The organism is Streptomyces sp. V2I9 (genome assembly GCF_030817475.1).
Lineage (GTDB): Bacteria > Actinomycetota > Actinomycetes > Streptomycetales > Streptomycetaceae > Streptomyces.
The window spans coordinates 439123-456933 of the sequence record NZ_JAUSZJ010000002.1; the positions used below are offsets into that span (position 1 = coordinate 439123).

The following is a 17811-nucleotide window of genomic DNA, read 5'->3' on the forward strand; positions in this document are numbered from 1 at the left end:
GGTCCGCACCGGCCGACCCCGCCGCACGGCGCGTCCGGGTTCGGACGACGCCGTGCGGGGCGGGCCGGTTCAGCCGCGGGGCGCGGCCGGTCCGGTGAAAGGCGGCAGGGCGGCGAACTCGGGGGCGACCGTCACCGCCGCCGCGAGGCTGTCGAGCGTCCGGCGGACCCGCGTGAGCGGGTGGTCCGGGAATTCCGCGTCCCACTGGGCGTGGTCCGCCGCGTGGAAGGGCAACCCGCCCTGCACATCGGGGGCGTAGGGATGAGTGCGGAAGTACTGGCCGGGGCCGAGCCTGGCCAGCACCACCGCTTCCCGCATGCCGGTCATGCCCCGCTCCGCGGCCTGGATCTTCACCACGGTGCTGCATCCGGCGCGCGGCACGGTGAAGCTGCCGATGAACGCCTGTCCGCTGGGCTGGTTCGGCAGCGGCAGTTTGAGTATCTGGCGCAGGACGGGCAGCTCGCCCCACGGCTTCACCGACGCCTCGATGAGGCCACCGCCGGCCCTGGCGGTGAAGTGGGTGAGCCGGTGGCGCAGCGTGGGGCCGTCGTCCGGTGCGGCCGGCAGGTCCGGCGGAAGGTCGAAGAAGTGCAGCGACAGGACATCGCCGTGGTCGTTCAGCCAGGTGTCGGTGTCCACGGTCCGGTAGCCGGGGAGTTCCACCCCGAGGAGAGCTCTCATGCGCGGCGATCATGCCGTACTCGTGCCTCGCCGTCGGCGTCAGGGGGCCGTTCGCCCATCCGGACCTCGGCTCACAGGGCTCGGCCCGGGGCCGTCAGGGGGCCGGCGTCGGGGCGGGGTGGGAGTCGCGGCGGATCAGCGCGGCATAGCGGCCGCCGTGGTCGAGCAGTTCCTCATGCGTACCGCGCTCGGCGATCCGGCCGTCCTCCAGGACGACGATCTGGTCCGCGTCGCGGACGGTGGACAGGCGGTGCGCGATGGTGAGCGTGGTCCGCCCGGCGGACAGGGCGTCGATCGCTTCCTGCACGGCCTGTTCCGTGCGGGTGTCGAGCGCGCTGGTCGCCTCGTCGAGGATCAGCACCGGAGGGTCGCGCAGGATGGTCCGGGCGATGGCGAGGCGCTGCTTCTCCCCGCCGGAGAAGCGGTGGCCCCTCTCGCCGACCAGCGTGTCGTAGCCGTCGGGCAGGGAGGCGATGTGGTCGTGGATCTGGGCGGCGCGGGCCGCGGTCTCGATCTCCTCGGCGGTGGCGTCCGGCTTCGCGAAGCGCAGGTTGTCGGCGACCGAGGCGTGGAAGAGGTAGGTCTCCTGGGAGACGACGCCGACCGCTCGCGCCAGGGTGTCGAAGTCCAGGTCACGGACGTCGACCCCGTCGATCGTGACGCGGCCGCCGGTGACGTCGTACAACCGGGGCACGAGGTAGCTCAGGGTGGACTTGCCGGAGCCGGTCGATCCGACGACCGCGAGACCGCTGCCGGCGGGGACGGTCAGGTCGATGCCGGTCAGCGTCGGGCCGCTCCTCTCGTCGTAGCGGAAGTCGACGTCCTCGAAGGCGATCTCACCGCGGATCTTCTCCAGGCGGACCGGGTGTTCCGGCTCGGTGATGTCCACCGTGAGGTCGAGGTATTCGAAGATGCGCTGGAAGAGGGCGAGGGAGGTCTGCATCTGCACCCCGGTGGAGAGGAGGCTGACCGCCGGGCGGAACAGCCCCTGCTGGAGGGTGACGAAGGCGACCAGGGTGCCGATGGAGACGGCGGCGGCTCCGGAGGCGAACGTGAGTCCGGCCGCCCAGTAGATGACGGCGGGCATGGCGGCCATGACGATGCCGATCGTGGACATCCGCCAGCGTCCGGCCATGTTGGAGCGCACTTCCAGGTCGACCAGACGCTCGGACTCCTCGGCGAAGCCCCGCGTGAGGGAGTCGGAACGGCCCATGGTGCGGCCGAGGAGGATGCCGCTGACCGAGAGGGACTCGGTGACCGTGGCGGCCATCGCGGCCATCTGCTTCTGGCGCTGGGTGGTGATCTTCTTGCGCTCCCGCCCGACCCGGCGGCTGATCGCGACGAAGACCGGCAGCAGGAGCAGCGAGACGACCGTGAGCCGCCAGTCGAGGGCGAGCATGGCGACGACGGTCGCGGTGACGGCCGTGAGGTTGGAGACCAGCGAGGTCGCGGTGGAAGTGACGGTCGCCTGCATGCCGCCGATGTCGTTGGCGATACGGGACTGGACCTCGCCCGTGCGGGTGCGGGTGAAGAAGGCGAGCGGCATCCGCTGGAGCCGGTCGTAGACGGCGGTGCGCAGGTCGTGCATGACGCGCTGGCCGACGGTGGTCGAGATCAGGGTCTGGAGCACGCCGAAGACGCCGGTCGTCACGGCGGTGAGGATCATGCCCAGCGCGAGCAGGGTCAGCAGGCCGGTGCGCCCCTGCGGGATGGCGGTGTCCAGGATCTCGCGCAGCAGGAACGGGGAGGCGACCGAGACCAGGGAGGACGCGCCGACCAGCAGGCCGACGAGGGCCAGGCGGCCGCGGTAGGGGTGGAAGAGGCGGAGGATGCGCCGCACCTCGCCCGGCTTCCGGTCGGCGACGGCGCGGGCGTCGGGCGGGGGCGTCCAGGTGGATGCGTCGGGTTTCATGGGCTCCTTCGTGGGGCGTGCGGCGCTACCGGGCGGGGCGACCGGAGGTGACCGGCCGAGGGCTGAACCGGCCGGGGCCGGGTGGACAGGACCTCCCGGATCAAGAGCTTAGCTCATTGTTACCTGTACTCACAATGAACAAGGTCCTGATATTGTTCCCGCATGGACGCCCCAGATTCCTCCGGACCGGCCGACCCGCCCGGATCACCCCGCCGCTCCCCCGACGGCTCCGGCTCCCCCGACGCCGACGGCATGCTCGCCGAGCAGTTGCTGCGCCTGACCCGGCGGCTGCACCGCATCCAGAGCCGTCAGCTGGAGCCGATCGACATCACACCGGCCCAGTTCCGGCTGCTGCGGACGGTCGCGCAGTACGACGCGGCCCCCCGGATGGCCGACCTCGCCCGACGGCTGGACGTCGTGCCGCGCGCCGTGACGACGCTGGTCGACGCGCTGGAGGCGAGCGGCCGGGTGCGCCGCGCCCCGGACCCGGACAGCCGCCGGGTGGTGCGCGTCGAGATCACCGACGAGGGGCGCGCCACCCTGCGGTCCCTGCGCAGCGCGCGCCGGGCGGCCGCGGAGGAGATCCTGGCTCCGTTGACCGCCGATCAACGCGAGGTGCTCGGCGGTCTGCTGTCCGCCCTGGTGGACGGCATGCCGGAACGCCCCTGCTGAGCGCCCTACCAGCACCCACCGCCGAGAACCCGTACCGAGGGAAGGCCGATCGATGCCGCTGCTGGAGCCCGATCCGAAAGCCCTGCGTCCAGGAACACCTCGGGAGCCCGCCCCCGACCGGGTCACCGACCGCAGCGTCGGCGGCACCCCCGAGCCGCTGCGGAGCGAGCTGACGGCCCTGCTCGGGGCGGACAAGGTGCTCTGGAAGATCTCCGACCTCGTGCGGTACGCGTCCGACGCCAGCCCTTACCGCTTCCTCCCGCGGGTCGTGCTGCTCCCCGAGGACCTCGACGACGTCTCCGCGGTCCTCTCGTACGCCCACGGCAAGGGCCGTGACGTGGTTTTCCGGGCCGCGGGCACCAGCCTCAACGGCCAGGCGCAGGGGGAGGACATCCTCGTCGACGTCCGCCGTCACTGGACCGGGATCGACGTGCTGGACGACGGGGCGCGGGCCCGCATCCGGCCGGGCACGACGGTCCTTCGGGCCAACACCGCCCTCGCCCGGTACGGCAGGCTGCTCGGCCCCGACCCGGCCAGCGCCATCGCCTGCACCGTCGGCGGGGTCGTCGCCAACAACGCCTCCGGCATGACGGCCGGCACCACCCGCAACTCCTACCGGACGCTCGCCTCGCTCACCTTCGTACTGCCGAGCGGCACCGTCGTCGACACCGCCGACCCCGCCGCCGACGGGGAGCTGGCCCGCGCCGAGCCGGAGCTGTGCGCGGCGCTGATGGAGGTGAAGGCGGAGATCGAGGCGGACCCGGAGCTGACCGCCCGTATCCGCGCCAAGTACACGATCAAGAACACCAACGGCTACCGCCTGGACGCCTTCCTCGACGGGGCGACGCCGGTGCAGATCCTGCGGGGGCTGATGGTCGGCTCCGAGGGCACCTTCGGCTTCATCGCCGAGACGGTCTTCGACACCCTGCCGCTGGAGCGGCGGGTCTCCAGCGCCCTGCTGTTCTTCCCCTGCCTCACCGCCGCGGCGGGCGCCGTGCCCCGATTCAACGAGGCGGGGGCCATCGCGGTGGAGCTGATGGACGGCAACACCCTGCGCGCCTCCGTCAGCGTGCCGGGCGTTCCGGCGGACTGGGCGGCGCTGCCGCGGGAGACTGCCGCGCTGCTGGTGGAGTTCCGAGCGGCCGACGAGGCGGGCCAGGAGGCGCACGAGCGGAACGCCGAAGCGGTCGTGGCCGGTCTGGACCTGGTCCGCCCGGCCGCGTCGGTGACCAACGCGTTCACGCGGGACGCCGGGACGATCGCCGGGTACTGGAAGGCCCGCAAGGCGTTCGTCACGGCGGTCGGCGGATCCCGGCCCTCGGGCACCACGCTGATCACGGAGGACTTCGCGGTGCCGCCCGCCCGGCTGGCGGACGCCTGCGAGGCGCTCCTGGAGCTCCAGTCGCGCCACGGTTTCGACGCCGCCGTGGCCGGTCACGCCGCGCACGGCAACCTCCACTTCCTGCTGGCGTTCGACGCGGCGAAGCCGGACGACGTGGCGCGGTACGACGCGTTCATGCAGGACTTCTGCGCAATGGTGGTGGACCGGTTCGACGGGTCGCTCAAGGCGGAGCACGCCACCGGCCGCAACATCGCGCCGTTCCTGGAGCGGGAGTGGGGGACGCGCGCCACCGAACTGATGTGGCGGACGAAGCAGGTCATCGATCCGGCCGGGGTGCTCGCGCCGCGCATCGTCCTGGACCGGGACCCGCGGGCCCATCTGCGGGGACTCAAGACCATCCCGAAGGTGGAAGCGGTCGCCGACCCGTGCATCGAGTGCGGCTTCTGCGAACCGACCTGCCCCAGCAAGGACCTGACGACGACTCCGCGCCAACGGATCGTTCTGCGGCGGGAGATGATGCGTCAGGCCGACGGGTCGCCGGTGGAGTCCGGCCTGCTGGACGCGTACGGCTACGACGCCGTGGAGACCTGCGCCGGGGACTCCACCTGCAAGCTCGCCTGCCCGGTCGGCATCGACACCGGGGCGATGATGAAGGGCTTCCGGCACCGCGGGCACTCCCGGCGCGAGGAGCGGCTCGCCGCGCTGGCCGCACGGAACTTCCGCGCGGTGGAGACGTCCGCGCGGCTCGCCGTCGGCATCGCCGACGGGCTCGGGAAGCGGGTGGGCGACGCCCCGCTCCAGGCGGTGACGCGGCTCGCCCGCAAGGCCGTCCGCCCCGATCTCGTACCGGAGTGGCTGCCGCAGATCCCCGGTGCGGCGGCCCGGCGGCTGCCGCCCACCTCTCCGGCCGGAGCGAGCGCGGTCTACTACCCGGCCTGCGTCAACCGCATCTTCGCCGGTCCGGACGACGGCTTCGGCCTCTCCCTGGCGGAGGCGGTGGTCACCGTGTCCGCGCGGGCGGGAAAGCCGGTGTGGATCCCCCGGGACGTCGCGGGGACGTGCTGCGCGACGATCTGGCATTCCAAGGGGTACGACGCCGGCAACAGGGTCATGGCGAACCGCATCGTGGAGGCCGCCTGGGGCTGGACGGCGGGAGGGAAGCTGCCGCTGGTCGTGGACGCGTCCTCGTGCACGCTCGGCATCGCCGACGAGGTGGTGCCCTACCTCACCGAGGACAACAAGGCGCTGCACCGTGAACTGACCGTCGTGGACTCGCTGGTGTGGGCGGCGGACGAGCTGCTGCCGAAGCTGACGGTGTTCCGGACCGCCGCGTCCGCCGTCGTCCACCCGACGTGCTCGATGGAACACCTGGGCGACGTCGGGAAGTTGCGGACGGTGGCCGAGGCGTGCGCGGACGAGGTGGTGGTTCCGGACGATGCCGGGTGCTGCGCCTTCGCGGGCGACCGGGGCATGCTGCACAAGGAGCTGACCGACTCGGCGACCTCCGATGAGGCGGCCGAGGTGGGCCGCCGACCCTACGACGCCTATCTGTCGGCGAACCGGATGTGCGAGATCGGCATGGAACGGGCCACCGGCCGTCCCTACCGCTCGGCCCTGATCGAACTGGAGCACGCCACCCGGCCGACCCTCGGGTGATCCCCTGACCGCAGCCGCCGACGCCCCGCCGGCGTGCGCAGATGAGCACCGAACGGCCCCGATCGGTTGAACCGGTCGGGGCTTTCGGCATGCCGCGAGGAAAGTCCAAGGTTTGGTCAAGAGAGTCCAAATCGCTCCCTTGCGCACCATCAGCCTCAGCCTCCAGGGTCCTTACCGAGACCCGGTCCCCCCGCCTTCGGCCGTACGGGGACCGGACGCGCTCGCGCACGTCTGAACCCCCAACCCCACCTGGAGGCTCGATGAACGACGACGCCCGGCCCGCACCGGAACCGCAGGACATACCCCCGCACAGCGGCCCGACCGACGAGGCGAAGCGGCAGGATCCCAGCCGCCGTTCGGTGTTGTGGACCACGGCGGGCGTGGCCGGGGCCGGGCTCGGCCTCGGCGCACTGGGGACGGGCACCGCGTCGGCGGCCGGACCGACCGCCCCGGAGGCGGTGTCCGCCGCGGAGGCGGCCGCCGCCGCTCCCGCCCGGCAGGGCCGCACGATGGCGGGCGTCCGCTTCGACGGGCGGTCCACGGTCCGGGTCGGCATCGTGGGCCTCGGCAACCGGGGCGGCAGCATGATCGACCTGTTCCTCGCCGTTCCGGGCGTCCAGGTGAAGGCGGTCTGCGACCCGGTCCGGGACAAGGCGGAGAGGGCCGCCGCGAAGGTGACGGCCGCCGGGCAGCCCGCGCCCACCGTCTATGCCAACGGCGAGGACGACTACGAGAACCTCTGCGAGCGCGGGGACCTCGACTTCGTCTATGTGGCGACCCCCTGGGAGCTCCACTTCCCGATGGCGAGGACGGCGATGCTGAACGGCAAGCACGTCGGCGTCGAGTGCCCGATCGCGATGCGCCTGGAAGAGCTCTGGGAGCTGGTGGACCTCTCCGAACGCACCCGCCGGCACTGCATGCAGCTGGAGAACTGCTGTTACGGCAGGAATGAGATGCGGGTGCTGCGCATGGCGCACGCGGGTCTCTTCGGCGATCTGCTGCACGGGGCGGGGGCGTACAACCACGATCTTCGGGAGCTGATGTTCGACCCCGACTACTACGAGGGGCCCTGGCGGCGGATGTGGCACACCCGGCTGCGCGGCGACCTCTACCCCAACCACGGGTTCGGGCCCGTCGCCAACTACATGGACGTCAACCGGGGCGACCGGGCCGTGAGCATCACCAGCGTCGGCACGCCCGCCCTGGGGCTCGCCGCGTACCGCAAGGAGCACATGCCGCCCGGCGACCCCAGCTGGAAGGAGTCGTACATCGGGGCCGACCGGACGATCAGCCTCGTGCAGACGGCCAAGGGACGGGTGATCCGGCTGGAGCACGACGTGTCGTCCCCGCACCCCTACTCCCGTATCAACAGCCTCGGCGGCACGCGGGGCGTGTTCGAGGACTATCCGGCGAGGATCTATCTGGAACCCACGAACACGAACCACCAGTGGGACGACTTCAAGAAGTACGCCGAGTGGGACCACTGGCTCTGGAAGGAGCACGCGAACCCGCCGGGCGGGCACGGCGGCATGGACTACATGATGGTCTTCCGGCTGATGCAGTGCATGCGGCTCGGTCTCGTCCCCGACTTCGACGTGTACGACGCGGCGACCTGGACGGCCCCCGTGCCGCTGAGCCACCTCTCCATCAAGGCCGAGGGAGCGCCGCTGCCGATCCCGGACTTCACCCGCGGCGAGTGGAGGAAGGCCCGCTCCGGAATGGACTCGGAGAAGCCCGGGGAGTGACGTCGCCGGGGTCCCGCGCCCGGCCGGGCGCGGGACCCCGCAGGGGTGTGGAGAGGACCGGAAAACCGGTTGCCCCGGACCGGGACGAACAGGGAACCTTGCACGTCACCCCGTTCTTCGAGGTCCGCCAGGATCTCCGCTTCACGAGCCCTGGGACGTCATGCAGATTCGCGACCTTCCGTATTCGGATCCCGGCGACCCCGATGTCCGTTCAGGCCCCCGCTTCCTGTACTGGCTCGGGCGCAACCAGCTCGGAGGCCAGCTGAAGGCTCTCGCCTGGGGGTTGCTGCACCAGCTGGGCCTCGCCGGTCTCCCGGTCACCGCGGGCCTCGCCGTCCAGGCGGTGGTGGACCGCTCCGGGGCGCGGCTCGCCCTGGCCGGCGGCCTCATCGTGGCGCTCGGCGTGCTGATCGCCGCCGGCGACACCATGCTGCACCGGACCGCCGTGACCAACTGGATCACCGCCGCCGCCCGCGTCCAGCAACTCCTCGCCCGCAAGACCGCCGAGCTGGGCTCGGCGCTGACGCGGCGGGTCGCCGCCGGTGAGGTCGTCGCCGTCTCGACCGGCGATGTGGAGAAGATCGGCTGGTTCGTCGAGGCGCTCTCCCGCTTCGCCGCCGCCGCCATCGCCCTCGTGGTGATCTGCGTCGGGCTGATCCTCTATCTCCCGTCCCTCGGTCTGGTGGTGGCACTCGCCATGCCGGTGCTCGCCCTGGCCGTGCTGCCGCTGCTCCCGCGCGCCACCCGGCGCGCCGACGAGCAGCGCGAGAAGGCGGGCAAGGCCACCGAGCTGGCCTCGGACACCGTCGCCGGGCTGCGCGTGCTGCGCGGGATCGGCGGCGAGGAACTGTTCCTCGGCCGCTACCGCCGCGCCTCCCAGGAGGTCCGCCGGGCAGCCGTGCGCAGCGCCCGGATGTGGGCGCTGATCTCGGCGGTGCAGGTTCTGCTGCCGGGCGTCCTGCTGATCTCCCTGGTCTGGTACGGGGCGACGCTCGCGCGGGACGGCCGCATCGACGTCGGCCAGCTCGTCACCGTCTACAGCGCGGCCACGCTGTTGCTGTTCCCGTTGCGCCACTTCGAGGAGATCGCGATGGCGTACTCCTTCTCACGGCCCTCCGCCCAGCGCGCGGTACGGGTGCTGTCGCTGCGCCGCAGCGACAGGGAGGCCACCGTCGAGGGAGTGGCCCCGACGGGCGACCTGTACGACCCGGCGACCGGCCTGATGGCCCCTCGGGGGCAGTTCACCGCCGTCGTCTGCGGTGATCCGGACGAGGCGGGACGGCTGGCCGAACGGCTGGGCGGACACGCCGAACCCGCCGGGGACGCTGAGCCGGGGACTGCCGGAGGCGGGTCCGGGGCCGGAGAGGTGAAGGGGGCCGGGTCCGGGAAGGCCACCGGGTCCGGGAAGGTGAAGGACGCCGGGACCGCGCCCCCGAAGGACGCGGAGAGGGCCCCGTCCGTGCTGCTCGGGGCGATCGCCCTGGACGACATCCCGCTGGACACCGCGAGGGCCGCCGTACTGGTCCAGGACAAGGACCCGGTGCTGCTGTCCGGCACGCTCCGCGAGCTGCTGGACGTCCCCTCCTCGGGCCTGGTCACCGCGGACGCGGCGCTGGAGGCCGCCCAGTGCGGTGACGTGCTGGACGCCCTGGCGCAGGCGTCCCCCGACAACGAGGGGGACCCGATGCGGACCCGGATCACCGAGCGCGGCCGGTCCCTGTCCGGCGGCCAGCGCCAGCGTCTCGCGCTGGCCCGGTCACTGGTCACCGATCCGGAGGCGCTGGTGCTGGACGAGCCGACCTCCGCGGTCGACTCGCACACCGAGGCGCGCGTGGCCGCCGGGATCGCGAAGCTGCGCCGGGGGCGTACGACGGTGGCGTTCGCCTCGTCGCCGCTGCTGCTCGACGCCGCCGACCGGGTGGTCCTCGTCCACGAGGGCACCGTGGTCGCCGTGGGCGACCACCGCGGCCTGCTGCGCACCGAGCCGCGCTACCGGGCGGTCGTCACCCGTGAGACCGAGGAGGAGACGGCCGCCGCGAACGCGGTGGAGGGCCCCGTCGGGGTCCCCGCCATCACCACCGTCCAGGAAATCGAGGAGAGGGCATGATCGGCGTCGCACCCCCGGCGTACGACCCCGCGGCCCCGGAGTCGGCGACGACGCTGCCCGTGGGCACGCCGACGACCGTGCGGAGCTACGTACGGAGTCTGCTGCGCCGCCATCGCAGGGCGTTCACGATTCTGATCGCGGTCAACGCGGTGGCGGTCATCGCCTCGATCACCGGGCCGTATCTGCTGGGCGGGCTGGTGGAGGACCTCTCGAACGGGGTCGCCGACCTGCGTCTGGAGCGTACGGCGGCGATCTTCGCGGTCGCGCTGGTGGTCCAGGTCCTGTTCACCCGCTCCATGCGGCTGCGCGGCGCGATGCTGGGCGAGGAGATGCTGGCGGACCTGCGCGAGGACTTCCTCGTACGGTCCGTGGGACTGCCGCCCGGGGTTCTGGAGCGGGCCGGGACGGGCGATCTGCTCTCCCGGATCACGACGGACATCGACCGGCTGGCGAACGCTATGCGCGAGGCCGTGCCGCAGTTGGCGATCGGCGTGGTGTGGGCCGGGCTGCTGCTCGGCGCGCTGACGGTGACCGCTCCCCCGCTGGCGCTGGCCGTGCTGATCTCGCTGCCGGTGCTGATCGTGGGCTGCCGCTGGTACTTCCGCCGGGCTCCTTCGGCGTACCGCTCGGAGGCGGCCGGTTACGCCGCCGTGGCCGCGATGCTCGCGGAGACGGTGGACGCCGGGCGGACCGTGGAGGCACACCGCCTCGGCGCCCGCCGGGTGGCGCTGTCGGACCGGCGCATCACCGAATGGACGGCCTGGGAGCGGTACACGCTGTTCCTGCGCTCGGTGCTGTTCCCCGTCATCAACGCGACGTACGTGACGATCCTCGGCGCGGTCCTGCTGCTCGGCGGCTGGTTCGTGCTGGAGGGGTGGATCACGGTCGGGCAGTTGACGACGGGTGCGCTGCTGGCCCAGATGATGGTCGATCCGATCGGTCTGATCCTGCGCTGGTACGACGAACTCCAGGTCGCCCAGGTGTCGCTGGCCCGGCTGGTCGGCGTCCGGGAGATCGAGCCGGACGCGGGCGACGCCGAGGTCGGTCCGGTGGGCCGGGACGTGCGGGCGGACGAGGTCCGCTTCGGGTACCGGGAGGGCGTCGACGTCCTGCACCGGGTGTCGCTGGACGTGGCTCCGGGCACCCGGCTCGCCCTGGTGGGCCCCTCCGGCGCGGGCAAGTCCACGCTGGGGCGGCTGCTGGCGGGGATCTACGCGCCGCGCACCGGTGCGGTGACGCTCGGCGGGGCGGAGTTGTCGCGGATGACGGCGGAGCGGGTCCGGGAGCATGTGGCCCTGGTCAACCAGGAGCACCACGTCTTCGTCGGCACGCTGCGGGACAATCTGCTGCTGGCCCGGAACGGGGCCGGGGACGCGGAGCTGTGGGCGTCGCTCGCGGCGGTGGACGCGGACGGCTGGGCGCGTGCCCTGGAGAAGGAGCTGGACACCGAGGTCGGCTCGGGCGGGTTCGCGCTCACTCCGGCACAGGCGCAGCAGATCGCACTGGCCCGCCTCGTGCTGGCCGATCCGCACACGCTGGTCCTGGACGAGGCGACCTCGCTGCTGGACCCGCGGGCCGCCCGTCACCTGGAGCGTTCGCTGGCGCGGGTGCTGGAGGGCCGTACGGTCGTGGCGATCGCGCACCGCCTGCACACCGCGCACGACGCGGATGTGATCGCGGTGGTGGAGGACGGCCGGATCAGCGAACTGGGCAGCCATGACGAGCTGGTGGCGGCGGACGGCGCGTACGCGTCCCTGTGGCGGTCCTGGCACGGGTGACGCGCCGGACGGACGGCCCGGAGGCGATCGGGCCGTCCGGGGTCACCGGACCGACCGGGCCCACCGCGCCGCACGCGTTCACCGGGCCGCCGGAGTGCGGTCGGACCGGAGGAGCTGGTCGACGGGTGCGTGGTCGTCGGTGAGGATCCGGGCGTCCCCCGTCCAGGCGGCGACGGTCTCTCCGGTGGCGATCCTCCAGCCGACGTTCCGGGCGTCCAGGGCCCGCTGGATCGCGCGGGCGTCGAGCGGCCGGCCGGAGGCGACCGCCACCAGGTTGCCGCCCACGGTGGACGCGGTCGGGTCCAGGCCGATGTCCGCGGCCTTCCCGAGGAGCGCGACGTACGGGAAGGTCGCGGCGAGGGTGGCGACCTCGGCGCGGGCGAAGGCCAGTGCGCCGTGGTCGATGAGGTTGACGGCGTACAGGCCGTCCGTGTCGAGCGCCCGGCGTACGTCTGCCAGCGCCCGGGAGGTCGTGAGGTGCCATGGCACGCTGACGCCTCCGAAGGCGTCGCCGACGACCAGGTCGTGGCTCCCCTCCGCCAGCCTCCGCAGTCCCAGCCGGCCGTCCTCCACGCGTACGTCGACGCCGGTGGCGGCGGGGCCCGGCGCGAGCAGATCGCGGTCGACGCGGACGACTCCCGCGTCGATCTCGGAGACGAGGCTGCGGGTGCCGGGGCGTACGGCGGCGAGGTAGCGGGGGAAGGTGAGGCCACCGCCCCCGATGTGGTGGGCGGTCAGCGGTTCGCCCTCGGGGAAGGCGGTGTCGACCACGGACGCGAGGGCGCGTACGTAGGCGAACTTCAGGTAGGTCGGGTCCTCGACGTCGACGTAGGAGTGACTCAGGCCGTCCAGGATCAGCGTGCGGCCGGTGGGCCGGTCGGGGTCCGCGATGACCCGTGCGCAGTGGTACCGGGTCTCCGCGTCGCAGCCGCCGGGTGCGAACCCGGTGGCGAGCGAGCCCGCGACGACCGTCGCCAGCGCGGCGGCCACGGCACGGCGGGCGCGGCGGGCCCGCCACCCGACCAGGGCGGCCGCGAGGACCAGCAGCGCTCCGAGGCCGATCAGGATGGAGCTGACGGGCAGCCGGGAGACCAGGACGAACCCGGTGAGGACGGTGCCGGCGATGGCTCCGCAGGTGCCCACGCCCGACAGCCGTCCCACGACGGTCCCGGTCTCCGCGAGGGTGGTGAGCCGCAGCTTCGTCACGAACGGGGTCACCGCGGAGAGCAGCGCGCCGGGCACCAGGAGGGTGGCCGACGCGACCAGCAGGAGCAGTGCCGGTGACCACTGCGCGGTGGTGCGCAGCAGGAGCGGGGTGAGGGCGACGACCACGCCCGACCCACCGAGCGCCGGGGCGATGAGCAGGCGCGGATCGACCTGGTCCGCGAGGCGTCCGCCCAGCCAGGAGCCCAGCGCGATGGCGGTGAGGGCGACGCCGATCACCATCGTGCTGGTCTCCAGGGTGAGCCCGAGGTACGGGGCGAGCAGCCGCAGGGCGACGATCTCGACCACCAGGACCGCGGCCGACGCCCCGAACACGAGGGCCGCCGCGGCGCGGGACCCCAGCACGGGACCGCGGGGCGGGCCACCGGCAGCGGGCGGATCGTCGGTCACGGGAGAGGAGGGCGAGGTCGTCACCTCGGCATCCTCGCACGGGGCTGGCGGCCGAACTCCCGTCGTTCCAGGGGCTGAGCGCTCCGGCGCACCGGGTGGCCACCGTGCTGCGGAAGGGGCGCCGGCGGGCCGTGCGGTGCGCCCGCGCCCGGGCCGGTGGTCCGGTGAGCCGGTGTACGGAGACGAGGCGACCGCCACCGGAGCCGACCGGGGAGAGCCGGATGGCGTCGGGGACGCAGCGGACCGGTGCGAGGAGCCGGGGCGGGGAGAGCGGGTACCGGTTCAGGGAGCCGGCTTGCCGGTCCGCCGCTCCGACCGGCCCCCGTTTCACCCCGTCAGGAGGCGGATGCCGCGGGCTCCGGTGAGGATGAGGGGTGAATCACCCGGTAAACGGGGCAGGCGAGCGCAGAACCACGCAAGCCCGAGAAGGGACGCAGACCGTGGCACCACCCAGGATTCTTGTCGTCGGCGCCGGCTTCGCAGGCGTCGAGTGCGTACGCCGCCTGGAGCGCAGGCTCGCTCCGGGAGAGGCCCGGATCACGCTCGTCACACCGTTCTCGTACCAGCTGTATCTGCCGCTGCTCCCCCAGGTGGCCTCCGGGGTGCTCACGCCGCAGTCCGTCGCGGTGTCGTTGCGCCGCAGCCGCCGCCACCGGACCAGGATCGTGCCGGGCGGGGCGATCGGCGTGGACCCGGAGGCGAAGGTCTGTGTGATCCGGAAGATCACGGACGAGATCGTGAACGAGCCGTACGACTACATCGTGCTGGCGGCCGGCAGCGTCACCCGGACCTTCGACATCCCCGGACTGCTGGACAACGCCCGCGGGATGAAGACCCTGGCCGAGGCCGCGTACGTCCGGGACCACGTGATCGCCCAGCTCGATCTGGCGGACGCCAGCCAGGACGAGGCCGAGCGAGCCTCCCGGCTCCAGTTCGTGGTGGTCGGCGGAGGTTACGCCGGCACGGAGACGGCGGCCTGCCTCCAGCGGCTCACCACCAACGCGGTGAAGCACTATCCGCGGCTGGACCCCCGGCTGATCAAGTGGCATCTGATCGACATCGCGCCCAAGTTGATGCCGGAACTGGGCGACAAGCTGGGGCTCGCCGCCCTGGACGTGCTCCGCAAGCGGAACATCGAGGTCTCGCTCGGGGTCTCGATCGACAAGGCGGGACCGGAGGAGGTCACCTTCACGGACGGCCGGGTGCTGCCCTGCCGCACACTGATCTGGACCGCCGGAGTGGCCGCCAGCCCGCTGATCGGGACGCTGGGAGCCGAGACGGTACGCGGCCGGCTCGCCGTCACCCCGCAGTTCACGCTGCCCGGCTCCGACGGCGTGTTCGCGGCAGGTGACGCGGCGGCGGTGCCCGACCTGGCCAAGGGCGACGGGGCGATCTGCCCGCCCACCGCGCAGCACGCCATGCGGCAGGGCAAGGTCCTGGCGGACAATCTGATCGCCTCGCTGCGCGGCCTGCCGCTGGAGGACTACGTCCACAAGGACCTGGGGCTCGTCGTGGACCTGGGGGGCAAGGACGCCGTGTCCAAGCCGCTGGGCATCGAACTGCGCGGGCTGCCGGCGCAGGCGGTGGCGCGGGGCTACCACTGGTCGGCCCTGCGGACGAACGTGGCGAAGACGCGGGTCATGACGAACTGGCTGCTGAACGCGGTCGCCGGCGACGACTTCGTACGGACCGGCTTCCAGTCCCGCAAACCGGCGACGCTGCGGGACTTCGAGTACACGGACGCCTATCTGACGCCGGAGCAGGTCAAGGAGCACACCGCGTCGGCGGTCGTCGAGCACTGAGCCGCCGCAGGCGGTACGAGCGCGTCCCGGATCGCACCGGGGCGCGCTCACGGCTGCCGGGACAGGACCGTCTCCACGGTGTCGGCCTCCCGGGCGGTCTTGTCCTCCCGGTAGCGCAGGACGCGCGCGAAGCGCAGGGCGACCCCGGCGGGGTAGCGGGTGGAGCGCTGGAGACCGTCGTAGGCGATCTCGACGACGAGTTCCGGGCGTACGGTGACGACGTGGCCGTCGTCCCCGGTGGCCAGCTCGCCCAGCTTCTCGGTCTGCCAGTCCAGCAGGGCGTCGGTGAGCCCCTTGAAGGTCTTGCCGAGCATCGCGAACGTACCGTCGGGCCTGCGGGCGCCCAGGTGCAGGTTGGAGAGCTTGCCGGTGCGGCGGCCGCTGCCCCGCTCCACGGCGAGCACGACCAGGTCCAGGGTGTGCACCGGCTTCACCTTCAGCCAGGACGCGCCCCGGCGGCCCGCGTTGTAGGCGGCGGTCAGGCCCTTGACGACGACGCCCTCGTGGCCGCGTTCCAGGGTGGCGGCGGCGAACGCCTCGGCCGCCGCGCGGGCCTCCGGGTCGTCCGGGTCGGCCACCAGGGTGCGGCGGACGCGCAGCCCCTCCGGGACGAGCCGGTCCAGGGCGGCGTGGCGGTCGGCGAAGGGCAGGTCGAGCAGGTCCTCGTCGTCGACGAGGAGCGCGTCGAAGAAGACAGGGACGACGGGGACGTGCGCCGCCGCCCCGGCCACGTCCCGCCGGGAGCCCACCCTGGAGGCGGTCTCCTGGAAGGGGCGGGGGCGGCCGTCCTCCCCCGGGGCGATCACCTCGCCGTCCAGGATGAAGCGGTCGGCCGGGAGCGCCATGACGGCGGCGACGAGTTCGGGCAGCCGGACGGTGATGTCGTCGAGGGTCCGGGTGTAGGCGCGGACCAGGTCGCCGTCGCGGTGGACCTGCACGCGGATGCCGTCGAGCTTCTCCTCGACGGCGCACGGGCCCAGTCTGTCCAGGGCGTCCTCGACCGAGGCTGCGGTGTGTGCGAGCATCGGCTGGACGGGCCGCCCGACGGTGAGCCGGAACTCCCCCAGCGCCTCGGGGCCTTGCGCGAGGAGGACGCGGGCGACCTCCTGGAGAGATCCGGCGAGCATCACAGCGCGCCGGACGTCGGCGGGCGGGGCTTCGGCTGCGCGGGCCAGGGCGTCGGCGGCGAGGGCGTCCAGGGCCCCCTGGCGCACCTCGCCGGTCAGCAGGGCCCGCAGGAAACGCTGTTCGTCCTCGGTGGCGGCGGCGAACAGGGCGCGCAGGTGCTCCTTGCGCCGCTCCCGGGAGCCGGGTCCGGAGAGGGCCGCGAGGGCGGTCAGCGCGGCGTCGGTGCCGGTGACGGTGAGGGTGGGTTCCGAGGCGGGTTCGACGGGGTCCCCGAGCTGCGCCACCCGACCCCGATCCGGCCCTGGGGCAGCCGTCCGGCGAGGTAGGGGATGACGACAGGGACGTCCTCGGGGCCGGCGTCGCGGAAGAGACCGGCGAGGAGCGCCACCTTCTTGGACCGGGCGGAGGTGGCGGCGACCTCCAGGGACACCTGGGCGAGCTCGGCGAGCAGCATGCGCCCATGGTGCTACGGGACGGAGTCCGCCGCCCGCCCGTACGGCTCCGGGCGCGCCGCCCGCCGTGGAGGACCGGTGCGGCGGGGCGTCACAGGAAGTTGAGGGCGGCGGCCCCGCCGACGCCTCCGAGGATCATGAAGAGGGGCATCAGCACCTTCATCTCCACCCAGCTGCCGGCCCGGAAGCGCAGGGCCTTCGGCGGGCCGAGCGGGTACCAGCGCTTGCGGCCGATCGGGATGGGCCACAGGATCGGGCAGCCCGAGACGGTCAGGGCGTCGCCGATGTCGTGGACGAGGGCGCCCAGCACGATGGGCAGGCCCAGCCACAGGTACTCCTGGCCGGGTGCGTCGAACAGCCAGTCGGCCCCGTTGCCGGGCTTGTCCAGGACGCCCGCGAGGATCCAGGCGCTGGTCGCGCCGAGCAGCCACACGAGGACGTCGCTGGAGACGCGGGCGGCCCGCCACAGCAGGCCCTCGACCGCGAGCACGAGGTGGACGAAGAGGATCGCCAGGACGGCCCAGCGGCCTCCGGTGATCGCGGCAGCGGAACATCCGCCGCCGACCAGGACGGCCCACAGCCAGGTGTGGGTCAGGGTGCGGTGTCCGCCGGTGCGGCGGGGATCGCCGGCGCTCTTGGTGGCCTTGTAGACGGCGTAGGAGAGCTTGTCGACGATCTCGCAGAGGGCCTTGGAGACCGGGCCGAAGGCGCGCGAGATGGTCGCGGACTTGTGGTCGAGGTCGGGGGCGAGCGCGGCTCCCGCGCAGATCAGCGCCCCGACGACGAGGACGGGCCAGGGCATCGCGTAGCCCGCCGCGGTGGCGGCCGCGCCCACCCCCAGCCAGGCCGCCGCCCCGGACAGCGAGTGTGCCGGTCCCATCATGGTCTTTTCCCGCCCCCAGTGTCGCGTGCGCCCGTCACC

Annotated in this window: 10 protein-coding genes and 1 pseudogene; 6 read left to right on the forward strand and 5 right to left on the reverse strand. The window is 73.1% G+C overall.

Annotation, left to right across the window (positions count from 1 at the left end; all coding sequences use genetic code 11):
• Nucleotides 1-69: 69 nt before the first annotated feature.
• Together QFZ71_RS02005 and QFZ71_RS02010 are read right to left on the reverse strand one after the other, a co-directional pair.
• The gene (locus QFZ71_RS02005) at nucleotides 70-681 is read right to left on the reverse strand and encodes a hypothetical protein (RefSeq protein WP_307666515.1); all 612 of its coding nucleotides are present in this window, start codon (nucleotides 679-681) and stop codon (nucleotides 70-72) included.
• Nucleotides 682-775: 94 nt separating this feature from the next.
• Nucleotides 776-2593 (reverse strand): ABC transporter ATP-binding protein, encoded by a 1818-nt coding sequence (locus QFZ71_RS02010; RefSeq protein ID WP_307666516.1) that lies wholly within the window; start codon nucleotides 2591-2593, stop codon nucleotides 776-778.
• Between the two features lie 162 nt (nucleotides 2594-2755).
• Between QFZ71_RS02010 and QFZ71_RS02015 the strand changes: the two genes are divergently transcribed.
• The 5 genes from QFZ71_RS02015 (at nucleotide 2756) to QFZ71_RS02035 (ending at nucleotide 11893) form a co-directional block, all read left to right on the forward strand.
• The gene (locus QFZ71_RS02015; RefSeq protein ID WP_307666517.1) at nucleotides 2756-3265 is read left to right on the forward strand and encodes a MarR family winged helix-turn-helix transcriptional regulator; all 510 of its coding nucleotides are present in this window, start codon (nucleotides 2756-2758) and stop codon (nucleotides 3263-3265) included.
• A 52-nt stretch (nucleotides 3266-3317) separates the two neighbouring features.
• A complete protein-coding gene (locus QFZ71_RS02020) occupies nucleotides 3318-6263 on the forward strand; it encodes an FAD-binding and (Fe-S)-binding domain-containing protein (protein ID WP_307666518.1) in 2946 nt (981 codons plus the stop codon).
• A gap of 260 nt (nucleotides 6264-6523) precedes the next feature.
• Nucleotides 6524-8008 (forward strand): Gfo/Idh/MocA family protein, encoded by a 1485-nt coding sequence (locus QFZ71_RS02025; protein WP_307666519.1) that lies wholly within the window; start codon nucleotides 6524-6526, stop codon nucleotides 8006-8008.
• 160 nt (nucleotides 8009-8168) lie between these two features.
• Nucleotides 8169-10115: an ABC transporter ATP-binding protein gene (locus tag QFZ71_RS02030; protein ID WP_307666520.1), complete on the forward strand. Its 1947-nt coding sequence runs from the start codon at nucleotides 8169-8171 to the stop codon at nucleotides 10113-10115.
• Nucleotides 10112-11893 carry an ABC transporter ATP-binding protein gene (locus tag QFZ71_RS02035; protein WP_307666521.1) on the forward strand — a complete coding sequence of 594 codons (1782 nt, stop codon included), beginning with the start codon at nucleotides 10112-10114 and terminating at the stop codon, nucleotides 11891-11893. The genes QFZ71_RS02030 and QFZ71_RS02035 overlap by 4 nt, the downstream gene beginning before the upstream one ends.
• A gap of 78 nt (nucleotides 11894-11971) precedes the next feature.
• On the opposite strand, the gene QFZ71_RS02040 is transcribed toward QFZ71_RS02035, so the two are convergent.
• Nucleotides 11972-13531 carry a fused MFS/spermidine synthase gene (locus QFZ71_RS02040; RefSeq protein WP_307666522.1) on the reverse strand — a complete coding sequence of 520 codons (1560 nt, stop codon included), beginning with the start codon at nucleotides 13529-13531 and terminating at the stop codon, nucleotides 11972-11974.
• A gap of 416 nt (nucleotides 13532-13947) precedes the next feature.
• Here QFZ71_RS02040 and QFZ71_RS02045 point away from each other — a divergent pair, with 416 nt between their 5' ends.
• Complete coding sequence (locus QFZ71_RS02045; RefSeq protein WP_307666523.1) at nucleotides 13948-15309, forward strand: NAD(P)/FAD-dependent oxidoreductase; 1362 nt, start codon at nucleotides 13948-13950, stop codon at nucleotides 15307-15309.
• Nucleotides 15310-15356: 47 nt separating this feature from the next.
• On the opposite strand, the pseudogene QFZ71_RS02050 reads toward QFZ71_RS02045, so the two are convergent.
• Both QFZ71_RS02050 and QFZ71_RS02055 read right to left on the reverse strand, forming a co-directional pair.
• Nucleotides 15357-16891, reverse strand: a pseudogene (locus QFZ71_RS02050) (ATP-dependent DNA ligase).
• 89 nt (nucleotides 16892-16980) lie between these two features.
• Complete coding sequence (locus tag QFZ71_RS02055) at nucleotides 16981-17772, reverse strand: metal-dependent hydrolase (protein WP_307666524.1); 792 nt, start codon at nucleotides 17770-17772, stop codon at nucleotides 16981-16983.
• Between the last annotated feature and the right edge of the window lie 39 nt (nucleotides 17773-17811).